Source organism: Pelotomaculum schinkii, assembly GCF_004369205.1.
In the GTDB taxonomy this organism is placed as follows: domain Bacteria; phylum Bacillota; class Desulfotomaculia; order Desulfotomaculales; family Pelotomaculaceae; genus Pelotomaculum_C; species Pelotomaculum_C schinkii.
The window spans coordinates 326,826-344,385 of the sequence record NZ_QFGA01000002.1; the positions used below are offsets into that span (position 1 = coordinate 326,826).

The following is a 17,560-nucleotide window of genomic DNA, read 5'->3' on the forward strand; positions in this document are numbered from 1 at the left end:
GTGGGACGTGGGACGTGGGTATATCCTGCATTCCTATGAGGTCATGCGCAAATGATTCGCAGCCACATTGGTAGGAAAAAAAACAGAACATATAATCAGAGCAATTTGCGAATGAATTCGCACCCACATTTTGGGGGTTCTTTGGCGTACGTTTACCCCTCTACTATTTTTCTGATGCTCTCCATGTAGGGCGGGCGAACAATCCCCCGTTCGGTGATGATGGCTGCAACCAGACGGGCCGGTGTAACATCAAAGGCAGGGTTCCAGACCTGCACCCCCGTGGGGGCTATTTGTTGTCCGGCCAGGTGGGTTACCTCGGCCATATCCCGTTCTTCAATTGTTATCTCGGAACCCGAGGTCAAGCTCAAGTCTACCGTGGAAATGGGGGCGGCCACGTAAAATGGGATATTATGCTCTTTGGCCAGGACCGCCAGGCTGTAGGTACCGATTTTATTGGCCACGTCACCGCCGGCGGTAATGCGGTCCGCGCCCACCAGTACCAGGTCAACCATGCCTTTGGCCATCAAATAGCCGGCCATATTATCCGTGATTACGGTTACCGGGATGCCCTCCTGGCACATTTCCCAGGCGGTCAGACGGGCGCCCTGCAAAAGGGGCCTGGTCTCACCGGCAAAAACGCTTATATCTTTGCCTTCCTCCCTGGCCGCCCGGATCACCCCCAGGGCAGTCCCGTAACCCGCTGTAGCCAGAGCCCCGGCGTTGCAGTGGGTAAGAATGCGGGCCCCTTGTGGTATAAGCTCCCGGCCGTATTTCCCCATCCTCCTGTTACCGGACTCATCCTCCTGATGAATGGCGTGGGCCTCGTCAAGGACAACTTGCCGAAGTACCGCCGGGTCGTCCGACTGGGCGCCAACCAACCTGCGCATGACCCGGTCTACAGCCCAGCACAGGTTAACAGCCGTCGGCCTGGTGGCCGCCAGTTCACCGGCTGCCTCCCGTAATTCTGCTATATAGGCCTCCCTGGAGCCGGTTTCAATTTTCCCGGCCGCCAACGCCAGACCGTAAGCAGCGGCCGCCCCGATGGCCGGGGCGCCACGCACCGAAAGGTTTTTAATCGCTGTAGCCACCTCGTGGTAATCACTGCACCTGAGGTAATTTACCGTGCCGGGGAGGCCGGTCTGATCCAGCAGTTCCAGCAGGCCTTCCTCCAACCAGCGCATGGTTTCCAAAACTGTTCACCCCCATTATGCTTTACCAAGCTGCTGAAAATGATAGGTTCGTACAAATGGTCGCAGGGTACAGGTGTATCCTGTCCCCCAACTTGGTTATGAATAAATGATTAGAAGGATGAATACTCAGCGATGTGTTTAAGGGATTATACTGCGTTCCTTTGTGGTCAGGTGCGAATGAATTCTCTGTACTACCCCAGTTTGACCTGGTCCAGCGCACTATGGCAATCACAGCGGCGATCCGGGTCAAGCCAGTGGATGGCCTGCATTACCAGTTTTCTGATGTTCTCTCCGTACTGCATCATCACATCTACAACTTCCTGGTGCGTCAGGCGGCTAGGGGATATCCCTGCGGCATAGTTGGTAACCATGGCGATAGTGGCGTAACACATTTCAGATTCCCTGGCCAGACAGACCTCCGGGACACTGGTCATACCTACCAGGTCGCCACCCAGCAGGCGGTACATTTTTATCTCGGCGGCCGTCTCAAAACGGGGTCCCTCGCAGCTGACGTAGGTCCCTGACGAGTGCGAGGTAAAGCCCAGGCTGCGTGCGGCATGTGAAAGGATCTCCCGCAGTTCCGGGCAGTATGGCTCGGTCATGTCAACGTGCACCACCCCGGACATGCCCCCGTCAAAAAAGGTGTGCTGCCGGCATTTGGTAAAATCAAGAAACTGGTCTACAAAGATAAAGTGACCGGGCTGCATCGCGGGGTTAAGCGACCCCACGGCTCCGGTGGCCAGAATATTCTTGACCCCCAGTTTTTTCAAGGCCGTAATATTGGCACGGTAATTAATCAAGTGCGGCGGGACTGAATGGTCTTCATGGTGGCGGTTCATAAAAGCCACCGGTTTACCGCGGTAGTTTCCGATTTTGAGCTGCACTTCACCGTATGGCGTTCCCACAGTCTCATCTCTAATGTTAGTCATAATATTCGGGTCGTATACTCCCGTTCCGCCAATCACGGCAATTTTTACTTCCATAATTATCTAGCCCCCTCTTCGTTGAGTGCAATGAGCAATTTGGATCTTTCTCCTAATATTCGCCTCTTTTGGTTTCTTTTCCTCTTCAGCGTAAAAAATAGGCAGTGGTTTAATTCATCAGCTGCCGCCCTCCACCTTCAGGAAAGTGAGGCGGTGGTCATAATGACAATTTGGACAGGCAAAAAGGTGGACACAGTGGGCGCCGTCATCACAGCCGTAACCATCCTGGTAGATGTCCTGAGCCAGATAAGGGCTGTAATCGTCGTAATAATCCTGGATTTTTCCAGCGTCAACCATCTGCCGGCCGCAATTGGGACAGTTCTTCTCTACTGCGATCAAGCTGTTGCAAACCGGACACACCACCACAGCGCTCACCCCGAAAGAAAAGTATGTAACTACTATATGCAAATGAATCAACTATGATTTTCAACCACATACTACCGGCAAAAAAAAACATCTACGTACAATGTGTGCCCAGAGCAGGTTTTTATTGTACCCTTTTAGTTTTTCCCGAAAAGTTTACAATAGTCCGTTGACAAATATATCTTAATATCGTAATATATGAATTAACAGATTAATACAAAGGGGTAATGATATTGAAGGAAATGGAGCCATATATTGAGAAAGCGGAACTGCTCAAAGCGCTGGCCCATCCCACCAGGCTCTGCATTGTCCACGGCCTGCTGGAAAGCGAGTGCAATGTCAATTACATCATAAGCTGTCTTGAATTACCCCAGTCAACGGTTTCCCAGCAACTCGGTATCCTGCGCAGCAAAGGGATTATTGAAGGCCGCCGCAAGGGAACTGAGGTATGCTATAAGGTTACCAATGAACTAGCCCGCGAGATTGTAAGATTTTTATTTTTTGATCAAAAACAAGAGGAGGACTCATAATGAATCCCCAAAAACAAAAGTTACTCATTATCGGCGGTGTAGCCGCGGGTACCAAAGCAGCCGCCAGGGCCAGGCGGGTGGACCCCGACTTGGAGATTACGGTTATAACCAAGGACCAACATATTTCTTACGCCGGGTGCGGTCTTCCCTACTATATAGGCGGGGTTATCAGGGAGGAGAAAGAACTGCTGGTCAAACACCCGGAAGATTTTCAGGTGGACATGGACATCAAAGTCCTGACCCTTCAGGAAGCCCAAAAAATCCTGCCGGAGGAAAAGCTTGTAATTGTAAAAGATCTTTCCAGCGGTGAGATCCGGAACATGCCTTATGACAAGCTGCTCCTGGCGACCGGCGCCTATCCCCTTGTTCCGCCGCTGGATGGCAGGGAATTGGGCAATATCTTTACCCTGCGCACCGTTTCAGACGCTTCTGCCCTCAAGGAAAAGCTGCACGGCAACCCGCGGGAAGCCGTTGTTATCGGCGGAGGGCTGATTGGTTTGGAAGCGGCGGAAAATCTGGCGCGCCTGGGTATCAAGACTACGGTAATCGAACTGGCCCCCCACGTCCTGCCGCCTTTTGACCGTGACGTGGCCCTGCATGCGGAAAAACACTTGAGAGAAAATGGGGTTGAAATCCTGACCGGGACAGCCGTTAAGAGTTTTACAGATAACGGACAGGGAGAAGTGGGCGCCGTACTGACCAGCGCCGGCGCCATTAAGGCCGATTTCGCGGTGCTTGCAGTGGGAGTTCGCCCCAACGTGGAACTGGGCCGGCAGTGCGGTATCGCCTTGGGACCGACCGGGGCTATTGCCGTGAACAAAAAGATGGAGACAAATATTAAAGACATCTACGCCGCCGGTGATTGCGCCGAAAATACCAACCTTATTACGGGGAAACCGGTATGGTACCCAATGGGGTCCAATGCCAATAAAACCGGCCGTGTAGCCGCCAATAACATAGCAGGTGGCGGCGGGGATACCCTCGAAGGATTTTTGGGAACGGCGGTTGTTAAACTGTTTGACCTTAACCTGGCCAAGACCGGCCTGTCAGAAAGAGAAGCCAGAGCCATGGACTATGATCTAGAAACCGTCCTGGTTCCGGCCCCCGACCGGGCCCACTACTACCCTGGCAGTCGCCAGATAATAACCAAACTCATTGTTGAACGTCAGAACCGCCGCGTCCTCGGCGCTCAGGTTTTTGGCGAGGGCACAGTGGATAAACCAATTGATATCCTGGCCACAGCCATCACTTTAGGAGCAACCGTCGACCAGGTGGCAAAGCTGGACCTGGCCTACGCCCCGCCCTTTTCCACCGCCATGAGTTCAACCATCGTCGCAGCCAACGTGATGATGAATAAACTGCAAGGAAAGTTTAAGGGAACCAATCCCCTGGCCCTGAAGGAAAGGATGGATGCCGGAGCAATCCTCTTGGATATCAGAACCGAGGAAGAATTCTTCGTCCGCTCCATCCCGGGTTCCATCAATATTCCCCTGGGCCGGCTCATGTCCCGGCTCGATGAGTTGGACCGCGCCAAGGAGATAATTATTAACTGTAAAGTGGGATTTCGCTCCTACAACACGCTTCTGAAGCTTAAGAAGCTCGGCTTTGAAAACCTCAGCATCCTGGAAGGCGGGATCAGCGCCTATCCTTTCGAAATTGAATAAGGAGGCTTGAAAAATGGCGGAAAAGTTTATCAATTGCAGAGGGCTGCAGTGCCCGGGACCGATCGTGCGTCTGTTTAAGGAAGCCCAAACCTGTGCCGCTGGGGACATCATGGAAATCGAGGCAACCGACCTCGGTTTTAAAAAAGACATAGCTGCCTGGTGTAAAAAGACGAAAAACGAGCTGCTCTCCCTTGAAGAAGAGAACGGCGTTATTAAAGCCAGGATCAAAAAAGTTGACCAGTCTTAGTTCCCCGCTGATGCCTGTTTTTTTGAAAGGGTGGTAACAATGGACAGCAATAAGAAAACAATTATTGTTTTCAGCGGCGACCTGGATAAGGCGATGGCTTCGCTGATTATTGCCAACGGCGCCGCCGCGATGGGCAATGAAGTGACCATGTTCTTTACCTTCTGGGGCCTCAACATCCTGCGCAGACCGGAAAAGGTCAGAGCCAGAAAAACCTTCCTGGAAGCCCTCTTCGGCTGGATGATGCCGCGCGGCGCGGGAAAACTTGGCTTATCGAAAATGAATTTCGGCGGCATGGGCGCCTACATGATGAAAATCATCATGAAACAAAAAAATGTCAGCACCATCCATGAACTTTTAGAATCAGCCAGAGACCTGGGGGTAAGGCTTATCGCCTGCACCATGTCCATGGACGTCATGGGGCTGAAAGAAGAGGAACTAATCGACGGCCTTGAGTACGCCGGCGTGGCCACCTACCTTGGCGCAGCCGACGAGGCCGGTGTTAACCTGTTCATTTAGACACCTCTGCGGCTGACCCGTCGAGCAGAAGATGAAACTTTTAGCCAATGCGGGTTCTAATGCGCATTCGTTGAAATATTCAGCGGATGCTTTTTCTTTTTAGCTGCAACGTTACAGTAAGAGCTATAAACCAGGGATTATTGTGTACATCCTTCTCAACAACCCCGTCCCCTTGTCAACCTTTAGGAGAAGAGGGCGTCGACGAACTCCACCGGGTTGAATTCCTTCAGGTCGTCGATACCTTCCCCGATACCGATCAGCTTCACCGGGATGCCCAGGGTCTGCCTGACTGCTATGATGACACCGCCCTTTGAGCTGCCGTCAAGCTTGGTCAGGGCAATGCCGGTTACCCCGGCGGCTTCGCAGAATAGTTTGGCCTGGTTGATTGCATTTTGGCCGGTGGTGGCATCCAGTACCAGCAGGACCTCGTGGGGGGCGCCGGGCATGTCGCGATCCAGCACGCGGCCAATCTTCTTCAGCTCCTCCATGAGGTTGCTTTTGGTATGCAGCCTGCCGGCGGTATCGATAATCAACAGATCAGCCTGACGAGCCTTGGCCGCCTGCAAGGAGTCAAAAGCAACCGCAGCCGGGTCGGAACCCTCCCGGTGCTTAACCAGGTCTATACCGACACGGTCAGCCCACACTTCCAGCTGATCGATAGCTGCGGCGCGGAAAGTGTCGGCGGCGCCTAGAATAACCTTCTTGCCTTCCGATTTATATAGATAAGCCAGTTTACCGATAGTGGTGGTTTTGCCTACACCGTTTACTCCCACAACCATTACTACGGTTGGAGAATCCAAACTGGTATTGAGACGGCCCGGCAGAGAACCAAGCATTTCCCGGATGAGTTCTTTAAGGAGAGGCTTCAACTCGGCAGCGTCCTCAACCCGCCGTTCCCTGACGGTGCGGCGCAGCCTGTCCACCAGTTCCATAGCAGTAGTGACACCTACATCGGCCTGCACCATCACCTCTTCCAGTTCCTCGTACAAATCCTCATCAATAGCCTTGCGGAGGTGTACGAGATCGTCGATTTTCTCGACAAAAGAATGGCGGGTTTTGTTCAGGCTATCCTTTAAACGGTTGAAAAAGCCCATGAGCCAAATTGACCTCCCGGATTACTCGATATAGTTCATGCAGATCTAAGCTGCATTCCTTTGGAGACTTTGTGCGAATGAATTCGCGCCTGTATTACCTTCCGCTCCTTTTTCTACCCAAGTCAAGTCCGGCCAGGGCAGACTTGGCAGCCTGCTGCTCGGCGTCTTTTTTGGAGCGGCCGCTCCCGCGGCCGGCCACCTCGCCCTTTAAAAGTACTCCGGCTGTAAAGATCTTATGGTGGTCCGGGCCCTCTTCCTTCAAGATCAGGTATTGGACCTGGCCGCCGCCGCGCTGCTGGACAAGCTCCTGTAATTCGGTTTTATAATCACGGTCCAGACGCCCTTCGAGGACATCTTGAATAACCGGCGTTAGATATCCTATTGCGGCGTCGCTGGCCCCGGCCAGCCCCTGGTCCAGGTAAATGGCTCCAAGGAGCGCTTCAAAAGCGTCTGCCAGGATCGAGGGACGCTCCCTGCCGCCGGATCTTTCCTCTCCCTTACCCATGTAAAGACAGGGACCAAGTTGCAGCTCTACAGCCACCCTGGCCAGGGACGGCTCGCATACCACCGCGGCTCTAAGCTTGGTTAAATCCCCTTCGTCCAGGTCGGGGTGGTTCCGGTAGAGAAAGTCGCTGATAGCCAGCTCCAGGACGGCGTCGCCCAGAAATTCCAGGCGCTGGTTGTTTTTGACACCGTTCTGGCGGCTTTCATAGGTGAAAGAACTGTGCGTCAGCGCCTGGACCAGCAGGTCCTCGTCCCGCCAGACTATCCCAAGTTTTTTTTTCAATCCGGCCTGGTTATCCTTAACGCCCATATTCTTTGAAAGCAAGCGTGGCGTTGTGGCCTCCGAAGCCAAAAGAGTTGGAGAGGGCAAAACGCACCTTTGCCTTTCTGGCCACGTTGGGTACAAAGTCAAGGTCACAGTCCGGGTCAGGCTGCTCGTAGTTAATTGTAGGCGGGATCACACCCCGCTGTATAGCCAGGACGCAGGCCATGGCCTCCAGCCCGCCGGCGGCGCCCAACAAGTGGCCGGTCATGGATTTGGTCGAGCTAACCGCTATATTGGGAGCATGCTCCCCGAATAATTTTTTGATGGCCAGAGTTTCCGCTTTATCACCCAGTGGCGTGGAGGTGGCATGCGCATTGATATAATCAACAGACTCAAGCGCCGCGCCCGCGTCCTTGAGGGCTGCCTTCATCGAATTAACCGCGCCGTTTCCTTCCGGATCGGGGGCGACCATGTGATAAGCGTCACAGGAACTTCCATAACCAACAATTTCAGCGTATATCCTGGCGCCCCTCTTGAGGGCGTGCTCAAGGCTCTCCAGAATCAGTATGGCGGCGCCTTCTCCCGCGACAAAACCATCCCTTCGAGCGTCAAATGGACTGCTGGCCTTCTCCGGTTCTTCATTGCGGCTCGACATGGCTTTCATCGTGCAAAAGCCGGCCATGGCCAGGGGCGTGATAGGCGCTTCCATCCCCCCGGTGACCATTACATCAGCATAGCCCCACTGCAGCATTTTGAAGGCGTCTCCAATGGCGTTGCTGCTGGAAGCGCAAGCCGATACGCTGGTAATGTTGGGACCGCGCAGCCCATAGCTGATCGCCACCTGCCCGGCGCCCATGTTGGAGATAATCATGGGCACAAAAATCGGGCTGACCCGGCTTGGCCCTTTTTCAGCCAGGACCCTGGCCTGGTTTTCCAGGGTTTCGATACCACCGATACCGGAACCGAGTATTACCCCGATGCGATCCCTGTCCTCAGTTTCCAGGTCAAGGTTGGCGTCTTCAATGGCCATACCTGAAGCAGCAACCGCAAACTGGGTAAAGCGGTCCATACGCCTTGCTTCTTTTTTGTCCATATGTTCAGCCGGGTCAAAGTCAATGACTTCCCCCGCTATTTGCGTACTAAAATTGGCCGCGTCAAACCTGGTTATCCGTCTGATGCCGGAAACCCCGCCGGTAAGGGACGTCCAGAACTGCTCCAGACCTGTTCCCACCGGCGAGATGATTCCCAGGCCGGTAACGACAACCCGTTTTTGCAAAACCATTACCTCTCTTTCAAAAAAGTCCCGTGGTTTCCCCGCGGGACTTGAAACTTGCAAAAAAATTTACTGGTGTTCCTGGATATATTTGACTGAATCACCTACCGTACGGATTTTTTCCGCATCCTCATCGGGTATTTCCAGGTCAAACTCCTCTTCCAGGGCCATAACCAGTTCAACAATGTCCAGCGAGTCGGCGCCCAGGTCATCAACAAAGGATGATTCCATTTTTACTTCTGCTTCTTCTACCCCTAACTGTTCAATAATAATCGCTTTAACTTTATCAATAATTGCCATAATATACATTCACCCCCTTCCGTTACTGTATCCTATTAATCTTTTTACATACATGTCATGCCGCCGTCCGCGGCAATTGTCTGTCCGGTGATATACGCGGCTGCGTCCGTGGCCAGAAAAACGGCCAACCCCGCAACATCTTCAGGCTCTCCAAAGCGTTTCATGGGGATCTGGGCCAGCAATTTTTCCGTTACCTTCTCCGGCAGCCCGGCGGTCATTTCCGTGTTAATAAAGCCTGGCGCCACGGCATTGACGGTGATATTGCGGGAGCAGAGCTCCTTCGCCAGGGCCTTGGTCAAACCCAGGAGACCCGCCTTGGCGGCCGCATAGTTGGCCTGGCCGAAGTTACCGGTCAACCCGACCACCGAACTGATATTGATAATTCTGCCGTACTGGTTTTTAACCATAGTCCGGGCGGCTGCCCGCGCGCAATTGAACGCGCCTTTTAAGTTTACGGAGAGGACTGCGTCCCAATCCTCATCCTTCATCCTCAAGACCAGGTTATCACGGTTGATACCGGCATTGTTGACCAGGATGTCTACCCGCCCGAACTCGTTTTGCGCCGCTTTAATAAGGTCTTCCGCCGCTTCCGGGTCGGCTACATCTGCCTTGAACAGCAAAGCCCTCCGGCCGGCGGCCCTGATTAAATCAGCCACCTCGGCCGCAGCGGCGTCGTTCCTGGCATAATTAACCACAACATCTGCTCCTGCCTTGGCCATGGCCAGGGCAATAGCCCGTCCGATCCCCCGGGAAGCGCCCGTAATAATGGCAACTCTGTCGCTAAGAACCATTTTAGCTAACCTCCTTTGTTAACGCAAGGACTTTTTCCAAAGACGCCAGGTCCTCCACATTATAAAGCGACGCTTCCCGGCAGGTCTTTTTGATCAAGCCGCTAAGCACCTTTCCAGGACCCACTTCAATAAAAGTTTGAATACCACCGGCAGCCAGGAGCCTGACGCTTTCCTCCCAGCGGACCGGGTTGTATACCTGTTTGAGCAGGGAGGCTTTGACTTCGGGCCCCGTCCTGACATAATCGGCCGATACGTTGGCTACCACCGGCATTGACGGATCCGCTATTGCCACCGCGTCTAAATCCTTGGCCAGTTTTTCACCGGCGGGAACCATCAAACTGGAGTGAAAGGGGGCGCTGACCGGCAACGGTATGATTCGTTTAGCCCCGGCCTCCTTTAACAGAGGGCCGGCCGCCTTGAGTCCGGCCGTGTCTCCGGCAATTACGACCTGTCCCGGGCAGTTCAGGTTGACAGCTTCAACCACCCCCGCTGTAGACGCCTCACGGCAAACCGCCGCCACCTCTTCACTCGAAAGTCCCATAACCGCAGCCATCCCGCCCTCTCCCAGCGGAACCGCTTCCTGCATGTACTGCCCCCGTTTGCGCACCAGGCGGACCGCGTCCTCAAAGCTCAGTGAACCGGCCGCCACCAGGGCGCTGTATTCTCCGAGGCTGTGGCCTGCCGCTGCAACCGGGACCGGTCCTTTGGCCTTCCTGATCACAGCCAGACAGGCGATGCTGGTAGTCAGTACCGCGGGTTGGGTAATGGCGGTTTTATTCAGTTCCTCTTGCGGTCCCTCGAAGCACAGGCGAGAAAGTGAAAATCCTAACACAGTGTCAGCCTTTTCAAAGACAGCGGCGGCTTCGGGAAAATGACTGCATAATTCCTTACCCATCCCAACGTACTGGGAGGCCTGTCCGGGAAATACAAAGGCAATTGTCATGTCTATTTCACCACCTTGCTATTTAAATGGTCCAGAACCTCAACAGCATGGCTCAAAACTTCCTGCATGATTTCACCGGCCGGCTGCACCCGTTGGACCATGGCGCTGACCTGGCCGGACATCACCGTCCCGTAGACCACATCGCCCTCAACCATGGCCTGCCTTAAACTGCCGGCGCCAAGCTTTTCAATCTCTTCAACTGGAGCGTTGTTTTTTTCCATCTCTTCGTATTTTCTCGTAAGTTTATTGCGCAGCGCGCGCACCGGGTGCCCGGTTGAAGCGCCCGAGACAGCAGTATCGCGGTCCTTGGATTTAATTACCATTTCCTTCACTTTGGGGTGTACGGTGCACTCCGCTGCGCAGATAAACCTGGTACCCATCTGAACTCCCACGGCGCCCAGAGAGAGGGCCGCGATCAACCCCCTGCCGTCGTAAACACCTCCGGCGGCAATTACCGGTATATCAACGGCGTCGACCACCTGCGGCACCAAGGCCATGGTAGAGATCTCACCGATATGGCCGCCTGATTCCATGCCTTCAGCGATTAACGCGTCAACTCCGCTCCGGATGAGCCTTTTGGCTAAAGCCACCGAGGAAACCACCGGGATAACCTTTGTCCCGACCTTACGCAAAGGCGGCACATATTTACCAGGGTTTCCTGCTCCGGTTGTAACTACAGCCACCGGTTCCGCTTCTAAAAGCTTCATCACTTCATCTACAAAGGGCGAACGCAGCATCACGTTAACCCCAAACGGCTTGTTGGTCAGCTGCCTGGCCCGGTGAAGCTGGTCTCTAAGCCAGTCCGGAGGAGCAGCGCCGGAACCGATGATCCCCAGACCACCCGCATCGGACACGGCTGCCGCAAGTTCGGCGGTGGCAACCCAGGCCATACCTCCCTGTATAATAGGATATTCTATATTCAGCAAGTCACATAATGCAGTTCGGATCAAGACGAATCCCTCCCCCGTATCAAAGATACTAATTCTTTTATGCCGGGCTTCCCCACTTTATCACTGTGGCTCCCCAGGTCAAACCAGCCCCGAAACCAACCATAACAATGTGGTCACCCTGCTTGATGCGCCCGTCTTGGACAGCCTCCGTCAAAGCCAGGGGTATCGAGGCGGTTGAAGTATTGCCATACCGGTCCAGGTTGACCAGCACCTTATCCATGGACAGGTTCAACCTCTTGGCGGCTGATTCTATAATTCTGATATTGGCCTGATGCGGTATAAAATAGTCGATATCCGATCTATTCAGGCCGGCGGCAGCCAGGACTTCCAGAGCTGCTTTACCCATAACCCGCACCGCAAACTTGAAGACTTCCTGACCGTCCATATGGATAGTGTGGAGCTTTTGGTCGACTGTTTCCCTGGTGGCCGGCTGCCTTGAACCCCCGGCCGGTACACTCAGAAGCTGACCTTTGGAGCCGTCGGACCGTAGTGTGAAAGACAATATACCATTACCTGCCGGAACAGGACTTAAGACCACCGCCCCTGCCCCGTCACCAAAAAGGACACAGGTCTTGCGATCCTCCCAATTGACAATCCTCGATAAACATTCTGCTCCTATAACCAGGACTTTTTTATAAGTACCTGAGGTAATAAACTGGCTGCCGGTCGCAAGAGCATAAACAAAGCCGGTGCAGCCAGCCGCCAGGTCAAAGGCTGCTGCCTTAACGGCCCCCAAACGGTCCTGCACCAGGCATGCTGTGGCCGGAAAAATGGTATCAGGGGTATTTGTGGCCACAATAATGAGCCCCAGCTCTTCCGGAGCCACTCCCGCATCCGCCAGGGCGCGTTCACCGGCAATGACGGCCAGGTCTGATGTCGCCAGTTCCGGAGAGGCGATGCGCCGTTCTTTTATGCCTGATCTGGTGCGGATCCATTGATCGTTGGTGTCAACCATTTTCTGCAGTTCGTCGTTGGTAAGAACCCGATCAGGAAGATAAGCTCCTACTCCTATAATACCGGCGTTACACACTTCTCTTGGCAAGCTTGCTCCCAACTCCTTCGTTAATTCCTGTTTGCGAGATACTGTCTAAAATCGAATCCACCAGGCGGTTATCCACCGACTCCATGGCCACCCGGATCCCGTTCTTGACGGCCTTAGCCGTAGAACTCCCATGACAGATAATCGATACGCCGTTCACACCCAACAGCGGCGCTCCGCCGTATTCGGCATAATCGATGCGTTTTTTAAACCTCATTAGGGCTTTTACGGCCATAACAATCCCTATTTTGGCCAACCAGCTCCTGTTAATTTCCTCTTTCAGCGTGTTATACAGAGCTCCGGCAATTCCTTCCGCCGACTTTAGAACTACATTGCCGATAAACCCGTCGCACACGACAACATCCACCGTGCCCCGGAAAATGTCCCTGCCTTCGATATTACCGATAAAGTTGATGCCGGCTTGCTGCAGCAGGGGGTAAGCCGCCAGGGTTAACTCGCTCCCCTTGGTCTCCTCCTCCCCGTTGCTAAGGAGGCCGACACGGGGATTGGCCACACCCAGGACTCTTTTGGCGTAAAGATAACCCATCACGCTGAACTGCAAGAGGTTTTGAGGTTTGCAGTCGACATTGGCGCCCGCATCCAACAGGACGGTATAACCTTTTTCACTGGGGAGCACCCCGGCGATAGCCGGGCGGTCAATTCCTTTAATCCGGCCCAGACCCAATAGGGCCGCCGCCATCGCTGCTCCGGTACTGCCGGCGGAAACCAGGGCGCCGGCTTCCCCGTCTTTAACCAGTTGGGTAGCCCTTACAATAGAAGAATTTTTTTTACGTCTTACGGCCACCGCGGGATGCTCGCCCATATCTACAACCTCAGGAGCGTGGACGATGCTTATCAACTCGCCGGGGTCAATGCCCCCAAGCTCAACACGGATTCTCTCTTCGTCGCCGACCAGGATTACGGCCTGCTTATACTCCCTGGCCGCCATTAGGGCTCCCTTTACGATTTCACCCGGGGCGAAATCGCCGCCCATGGCATCCACTGCTATTTTCACTGCGGCACTCCCTCTTCCTGCAGGGCAAACACTAGAAATTTACCTTTAAAAACAATTTCATCCTTGACCTCGGAGGTAACTTTTACCATGTATTTATTGCCTTTTTTTATTTTTATAACCGCCTTCGCCAGAATTTTTTCACCACAGTAGACCGGCCGCTTGTAGCTCACCCTGGCTGCTCCGGTTAGCGCCGCCCCTGCGTCAATCACCGCGACCGCCAGTGAATTGGCCTGGGCAAAGATGTGATGTCCCCTGGCGACACTGGTCTTGCTGAGGGTCATGGCTGGTGTAACCGGCAGGATCGACATGCCACTGTTGCCGATTTCAAGGTCTACCAGGTCTCCCACCAGTTCTCCGCCGGACATGGTCCTGAGCTGCCGTCCTCCTCTGGCCACGTTCTTGACACGTTCCCGCAACTCCGGAATCTGCAAATCAAACCGGTCCAGCCGTATGGTCTGGACGCTAACTTTGAGAATAGAGGCCAGGTCCTCGTCGGTCAGAAAGGGGTCTTCCTCCAGATACCTGCTCAACTGGCGCTGCCTGGTGTTTTTATTTAAACTACACTTGGCCATAACCTCACCCTCATTTACCGCCATCCGGCAAAAAAATTAGTACCTGGTACCAAGAATAGTATAATGTACCTTTTGTTAATTTGCAAGTAAGACAAAAAAAATAAGCTCCGGGTTGATATCCGGGCTTATTTTAAAAAATTGAGATATTTTGCTTTATTTTGCCGCTACCACTTCTCTGGCTTTATAATACCCGCACTCGGGACACAAGTGGTGGGGCCTGATCAGAGCCCGGCACTGCGGGCAGCTTACCAAAACCGGCGCTTCAAGCTTCTCATTTGCGGCGCGGCGCTGTCTGCCGCGCTGTTTAGATGATTTCCTTTTTGGAACACCCATACTTCTACACCTCCAGTCATTCGTTCATTCCTTTGAAAATATCGCGCAAAACACTTAAACGGGGGTCAACCTCAGCGCCTGCGCAGCCACATCTTCCCTGGTTCAGGTTTTGCCCGCAACCCGGGCACAATCCCTGGCATTCCTCGTTACATACCGCTTTCATCGGCAACGACATGATCAGACACTTCAAGACCTCGGGGGTTACATCAATTTCATCTCCGCTGAAGGGGATGACTTCCTCTTCTTTGGCCTCTTCAACGGCAGTTGTGTAGATTTCAGAAAAGGGGACTTCAAAAGAATAGCGAAACGGCTCCAGGCAACGGCTACAGTTTAGCTGAAGCAGCCCGGAGGCAGTTCCCTCCACCATAATCGTCTGGCCTGTGTTGGTTGCATTCAAAACAGCTTTGACCGGTCCGTCAAAGCTGATTTTTTCACCTGCCATCTCCATGGGGGGCATATCCGCCACTAGTTCGAAAGAAACCGATTCCCCCGGCGACCTCTTTAGCCTGGCTACGTCCAATTGCAGCATCGTATCGCACACCGCCATTTCAACACCCAAAATTATATTGATTTAGTATAGTCTTGTCAAGATTTTTCCTGTTCTATGCGGTTTTACGGTGTTCCCGTTTTCACCAGCTTCCGGTCCGGGGAAATAGGACTTCCTGTATCGATGTGGCCGTATAGAGTTTCTACTTCCTTGCCTTCCACCAGGAATTGCACCTTTGTGATCCCGGGCACTTCGGCCAAAGAGTTGACAACCGAATAAACCAGGGCGATTTCACCGGCAGAGCCTGCGTAATTGCTGTTTTTGATTTCCTTTGAAAAATCGGCATAAGCTGTCTCCTGTCTAACCGACAGGGAAAGCAGCCTGGTCTCTTCAGGTAAAGTCCTTTGTAACAAATGGCTCTCCGGTCCCTTGATTAACTCTTTGACCACGGCTTCCCCGATATTATCCCCCTGAACAGCGACCTGCCGTTTTTCAGGCACCAGGCACATGGCCTGTTCGTCGGAGAAATATAGTACCAGCTCTCTTGTCTCTTCCCCGGCCCCCTGCGAAAGGGGTTCGGGCGTGTTTCCAGCGGGATTTTCCACCTGCTGGTTAAATATAGGAGCATAGGCTCCCAACAAAAACGCAGCGGCGCCCAGGCCAACCACCAGCAAAAACAGCTTAATCCAACGGTTTTTGAACTTGGACAAAACAATCGCCTCCCTCATTATTATTTAAGCCTTTTGTATAAAAATCAAGACTTACTTCATAATTAATTCACATCCCCATTGTATTCACCGGGTTGCCGAGTTGGTTTGATAGGGTCTAAAATCCAGGTGACCGGCCATATTATTAAGAGAACTCATTTTCAAAAAGACAGCCGGTGAATTCATGGCGAGATTAAATTTAAAGGGTTTTACAAAGATAGACGACCGGCGGCGGGATATGGTTCGCCTCCTTTGGACTGTCTGTGCTCTGGCCTTTGTAATCAGCATGGCGCTGTACCCGCGGGTGGTCTTTGACGGGGCGGCTCTCGGTCTGAAAACCTGGTGGAACATTGTTTTCCCCGCCCTCCTGCCCTTTTTTATTGCCTCCGAACTGCTGATGAATTTCGGGGTGGTGCACTTTATGGGGGTCCTGCTGGAGCCGGTGATGCGACCTCTTTTCAATGTCCCCGGCGCCGGCTCTTTTGTCATGATGGTCGGTTTTTTCTCTGGTTATCCAATTGGTTCCATGGTCACGGCCAGACTTCGCTCGGAGGGACTATGCACCCGGATCGAGGCAGAGCGGTTGATGTCCTTTACCAACAACTCGAGCCCGCTGTTTATGCTGGCAGCTGTAGCAATCGGCATGTTCAACAACCCCAAGGTGGGCTTATTGATTGCCGGGGCTCATTACCTTTCCAACCTGACCCTGGGTTTGGGCTTGCGTTTTTACGGCAGGGACGGCCGGGAGCGCTACCCCGGACCTCCACACAGAGACGGCAGCATTATACGGCATGCCTTCCAGCGTATGCTTCAGGTACAGCGAGAGGACCGACGCCCCCTCGGTAAAGTCATGGGTGACGCGGTGCGCAGCGCCGTAACCAACCTGCTCAATATCGGCGGCTTTATCATTCTTTTCGCCGTAATCATCAGGCTGTTGACCACAGCCGGGGTTATTGACGCTCTGGCCGGTATATTGGGGATGCTGCTGCTGCCGCTTGGGTTCGCGCCCGGCATATTACCCGCCCTGGGCAGCGGCTTCTTTGAGATGACCATCGGTTCGAAACTGGCCAGCGAGGCGGCCGCCCCTTTGATCCAGCGGGTGACTGCCGTGGGCATGATCCTGGCCTGGAGCGGCCTTTCCGTCCATGCCCAGGCGGCCAGTATGATTGCCGAGACCGACATCAGGATGAAGCCTTTTATCATGACACGGTTGGCCCACACCGCCCTGGCCGGCCTGTACACCTACCTGGCCTGCAGCTGGTTTGCGCCGCTGGAAGAAGCAACCGCGCCGGCCATGGCTGCGGCCGGCGGGTGGCAAGCCCTGGCGCCGTACACCCACGCTAAAATCTTCGGCTTTTTCCTGGCTATCTTAGCAGGGGTGATACTTCTGGCACTGCTGGCACATTTGGCCGGCAGCCTCCGGTTGTTCTTTTTAAGGCTAAAAAGATGAACGGTAACACCATAACAATGGGGACGGTTCTCATTGTAACAAACACTGTTCTCGAAAAGGCTTGACTCGCGGGCTTGGGGTTATCCGGAGCGAACGAAGCACCTGGGTGCGTTCCTTAGCGCGTGCATTGCATGCAGTAAAGCTTAAATAGCGCGTAGCTACCGCATGGCTGTCTGTAGATGCGGTGGATATGATCCCCTCGTTATACAAATGAAGAATTGCGAAGAGAGCGGAGGATAACCCCAAGCCCACTACCCCAGAGGCTTTTCGAGAACGACAGACCAGAGAACTACCTCTGTTTCACTTATCACAAATACTGTTCTCGAAAAGGCTTAACTGCGGGC

The 17,560-nt window shown here is 53.5% G+C and carries 21 protein-coding genes; 5 read left to right on the forward strand and 16 right to left on the reverse strand.

The genetic code is table 11. The features are described from left to right. Positions 1 to 152: 152 nt before the first annotated feature. From mtnA to Psch_RS12540, 3 genes are all read right to left on the reverse strand, one after another. Complete coding sequence (mtnA, locus tag Psch_RS12530; RefSeq protein ID WP_427910099.1) at positions 153 to 1,190, reverse strand: S-methyl-5-thioribose-1-phosphate isomerase; 1,038 nt, start codon at positions 1,188 to 1,190, stop codon at positions 153 to 155. Between the two features lie 191 nt (positions 1,191 to 1,381). Then, on the reverse strand, positions 1,382 to 2,173 hold the full coding sequence (gene mtnP / locus Psch_RS12535; protein WP_134219153.1) for an S-methyl-5'-thioadenosine phosphorylase: 792 nt from the start codon (positions 2,171 to 2,173) through the stop codon (positions 1,382 to 1,384). Between the two features lie 117 nt (positions 2,174 to 2,290). Then, a complete protein-coding gene (locus Psch_RS12540) occupies positions 2,291 to 2,536 on the reverse strand; it encodes a hypothetical protein (RefSeq protein ID WP_243124090.1) in 246 nt (81 codons plus the stop codon). Between the two features lie 242 nt (positions 2,537 to 2,778). Here Psch_RS12540 and Psch_RS12545 point away from each other — a divergent pair, with 242 nt between their 5' ends. From Psch_RS12545 to Psch_RS12560, 4 genes are read left to right on the forward strand one after another with little or no spacing between them, the layout of a single operon-like run. Further along, positions 2,779 to 3,066: an ArsR/SmtB family transcription factor gene (locus Psch_RS12545; RefSeq protein ID WP_134219181.1), complete on the forward strand. Its 288-nt coding sequence runs from the start codon at positions 2,779 to 2,781 to the stop codon at positions 3,064 to 3,066. Then, on the forward strand, positions 3,066 to 4,730 hold the full coding sequence (locus tag Psch_RS12550; RefSeq protein ID WP_134219154.1) for an FAD-dependent oxidoreductase: 1,665 nt from the start codon (positions 3,066 to 3,068) through the stop codon (positions 4,728 to 4,730). The genes Psch_RS12545 and Psch_RS12550 overlap by 1 nt, the downstream gene beginning before the upstream one ends. A 13-nt stretch (positions 4,731 to 4,743) precedes the next feature. Then, positions 4,744 to 4,977 (forward strand): sulfurtransferase TusA family protein, encoded by a 234-nt coding sequence (locus Psch_RS12555; protein WP_134219155.1) that lies wholly within the window; start codon positions 4,744 to 4,746, stop codon positions 4,975 to 4,977. A 39-nt stretch (positions 4,978 to 5,016) separates the two neighbouring features. Next, positions 5,017 to 5,493, forward strand: coding sequence for a DsrE/DsrF/DrsH-like family protein (locus tag Psch_RS12560; RefSeq protein ID WP_134219156.1), 477 nt, complete (start codon positions 5,017 to 5,019; stop codon positions 5,491 to 5,493). Between the two features lie 182 nt (positions 5,494 to 5,675). Here Psch_RS12560 and ftsY read toward each other — a convergent pair whose 3' ends face one another. The 13 genes from ftsY to Psch_RS12625 form a co-directional block, all read right to left on the reverse strand. After that, positions 5,676 to 6,587, reverse strand: a complete 912-nt coding sequence (ftsY, locus tag Psch_RS12565) for a signal recognition particle-docking protein FtsY (RefSeq protein ID WP_134219157.1) — start codon at positions 6,585 to 6,587, stop codon at positions 5,676 to 5,678. Positions 6,588 to 6,681: 94 nt separating this feature from the next. Further along, positions 6,682 to 7,401, reverse strand: coding sequence for a ribonuclease III (rnc, locus tag Psch_RS12570; protein WP_134219182.1), 720 nt, complete (start codon positions 7,399 to 7,401; stop codon positions 6,682 to 6,684). Then, positions 7,391 to 8,632 (reverse strand): beta-ketoacyl-ACP synthase II, encoded by a 1,242-nt coding sequence (gene fabF, locus Psch_RS12575; protein ID WP_134219158.1) that lies wholly within the window; start codon positions 8,630 to 8,632, stop codon positions 7,391 to 7,393. The genes rnc and fabF overlap by 11 nt, the downstream gene beginning before the upstream one ends. A gap of 66 nt (positions 8,633 to 8,698) precedes the next feature. Further along, the gene (gene acpP, locus Psch_RS12580) at positions 8,699 to 8,929 is read right to left on the reverse strand and encodes an acyl carrier protein (protein ID WP_134219159.1); all 231 of its coding nucleotides are present in this window, start codon (positions 8,927 to 8,929) and stop codon (positions 8,699 to 8,701) included. 44 nt (positions 8,930 to 8,973) lie between these two features. After that, positions 8,974 to 9,720 (reverse strand): 3-oxoacyl-[acyl-carrier-protein] reductase, encoded by a 747-nt coding sequence (gene fabG / locus Psch_RS12585; protein WP_134219160.1) that lies wholly within the window; start codon positions 9,718 to 9,720, stop codon positions 8,974 to 8,976. Position 9,721: 1 nt separating this feature from the next. Next, complete coding sequence (gene fabD, locus Psch_RS12590; protein WP_134219161.1) at positions 9,722 to 10,663, reverse strand: ACP S-malonyltransferase; 942 nt, start codon at positions 10,661 to 10,663, stop codon at positions 9,722 to 9,724. 2 nt (positions 10,664 to 10,665) lie between these two features. After that, complete coding sequence (gene fabK, locus Psch_RS12595) at positions 10,666 to 11,613, reverse strand: enoyl-[acyl-carrier-protein] reductase FabK (protein WP_134219162.1); 948 nt, start codon at positions 11,611 to 11,613, stop codon at positions 10,666 to 10,668. A gap of 37 nt (positions 11,614 to 11,650) precedes the next feature. Further along, the gene (locus tag Psch_RS12600; RefSeq protein WP_134219163.1) at positions 11,651 to 12,655 is read right to left on the reverse strand and encodes a beta-ketoacyl-ACP synthase III; all 1,005 of its coding nucleotides are present in this window, start codon (positions 12,653 to 12,655) and stop codon (positions 11,651 to 11,653) included. Beyond that, on the reverse strand, positions 12,636 to 13,667 hold the full coding sequence (plsX, locus tag Psch_RS12605; protein ID WP_134219164.1) for a phosphate acyltransferase PlsX: 1,032 nt from the start codon (positions 13,665 to 13,667) through the stop codon (positions 12,636 to 12,638). Before plsX ends, Psch_RS12600 begins: the two co-directional genes overlap by 20 nt. After that, positions 13,664 to 14,239 carry a transcription factor FapR gene (gene fapR / locus Psch_RS12610; protein ID WP_134219165.1) on the reverse strand — a complete coding sequence of 192 codons (576 nt, stop codon included), beginning with the start codon at positions 14,237 to 14,239 and terminating at the stop codon, positions 13,664 to 13,666. The genes plsX and fapR overlap by 4 nt, the downstream gene beginning before the upstream one ends. Positions 14,240 to 14,392: 153 nt before the next feature. Then, complete coding sequence (gene rpmF / locus Psch_RS12615) at positions 14,393 to 14,572, reverse strand: 50S ribosomal protein L32 (protein WP_134219166.1); 180 nt, start codon at positions 14,570 to 14,572, stop codon at positions 14,393 to 14,395. Positions 14,573 to 14,588: 16 nt separating this feature from the next. Beyond that, positions 14,589 to 15,101: a YceD family protein gene (locus Psch_RS12620; RefSeq protein WP_134219167.1), complete on the reverse strand. Its 513-nt coding sequence runs from the start codon at positions 15,099 to 15,101 to the stop codon at positions 14,589 to 14,591. An 83-nt stretch (positions 15,102 to 15,184) separates the two neighbouring features. Next, positions 15,185 to 15,769: a GerMN domain-containing protein gene (locus Psch_RS12625; RefSeq protein ID WP_190240538.1), complete on the reverse strand. Its 585-nt coding sequence runs from the start codon at positions 15,767 to 15,769 to the stop codon at positions 15,185 to 15,187. 181 nt (positions 15,770 to 15,950) lie between these two features. Here Psch_RS12625 and ylbJ point away from each other — a divergent pair, with 181 nt between their 5' ends. Continuing rightward, the gene (ylbJ, locus tag Psch_RS12630) at positions 15,951 to 17,216 is read left to right on the forward strand and encodes a sporulation integral membrane protein YlbJ (RefSeq protein ID WP_134219169.1); all 1,266 of its coding nucleotides are present in this window, start codon (positions 15,951 to 15,953) and stop codon (positions 17,214 to 17,216) included. Positions 17,217 to 17,560: the final 344 nt, after the last annotated feature.

Coding starts and splice junctions, on each gene's coding strand:
- ftsY (WP_134219157.1), bottom strand. CDS start 6,587: ATGGGCTTTTTCAACCGTTTAAAGGATAGCCTGAACAAAACCCGCCAT.
- rnc (WP_134219182.1), bottom strand. CDS start 7,401: ATGGGCGTTAAGGATAACCAGGCCGGATTGAAAAAAAAACTTGGGATA.
- mtnP (WP_134219153.1), bottom strand. CDS start 2,173: ATGGAAGTAAAAATTGCCGTGATTGGCGGAACGGGAGTATACGACCCG.
- rpmF (WP_134219166.1), bottom strand. CDS start 14,572: ATGGGTGTTCCAAAAAGGAAATCATCTAAACAGCGCGGCAGACAGCGC.
- Psch_RS12560 (WP_134219156.1), top strand. CDS start 5,017: ATGGACAGCAATAAGAAAACAATTATTGTTTTCAGCGGCGACCTGGAT.
- ylbJ (WP_134219169.1), top strand. CDS start 15,951: ATGGCGAGATTAAATTTAAAGGGTTTTACAAAGATAGACGACCGGCGG.
- Psch_RS12545 (WP_134219181.1), top strand. CDS start 2,779: ATGGAGCCATATATTGAGAAAGCGGAACTGCTCAAAGCGCTGGCCCAT.
- Psch_RS12550 (WP_134219154.1), top strand. CDS start 3,066: ATGAATCCCCAAAAACAAAAGTTACTCATTATCGGCGGTGTAGCCGCG.
- Psch_RS12620 (WP_134219167.1), bottom strand. CDS start 15,101: ATGCTGCAATTGGACGTAGCCAGGCTAAAGAGGTCGCCGGGGGAATCG.
- fapR (WP_134219165.1), bottom strand. CDS start 14,239: ATGGCCAAGTGTAGTTTAAATAAAAACACCAGGCAGCGCCAGTTGAGC.
- fabG (WP_134219160.1), bottom strand. CDS start 9,720: ATGGTTCTTAGCGACAGAGTTGCCATTATTACGGGCGCTTCCCGGGGG.
- acpP (WP_134219159.1), bottom strand. CDS start 8,929: ATGGCAATTATTGATAAAGTTAAAGCGATTATTATTGAACAGTTAGGG.
- fabD (WP_134219161.1), bottom strand. CDS start 10,663: ATGACAATTGCCTTTGTATTTCCCGGACAGGCCTCCCAGTACGTTGGG.
- Psch_RS12555 (WP_134219155.1), top strand. CDS start 4,744: ATGGCGGAAAAGTTTATCAATTGCAGAGGGCTGCAGTGCCCGGGACCG.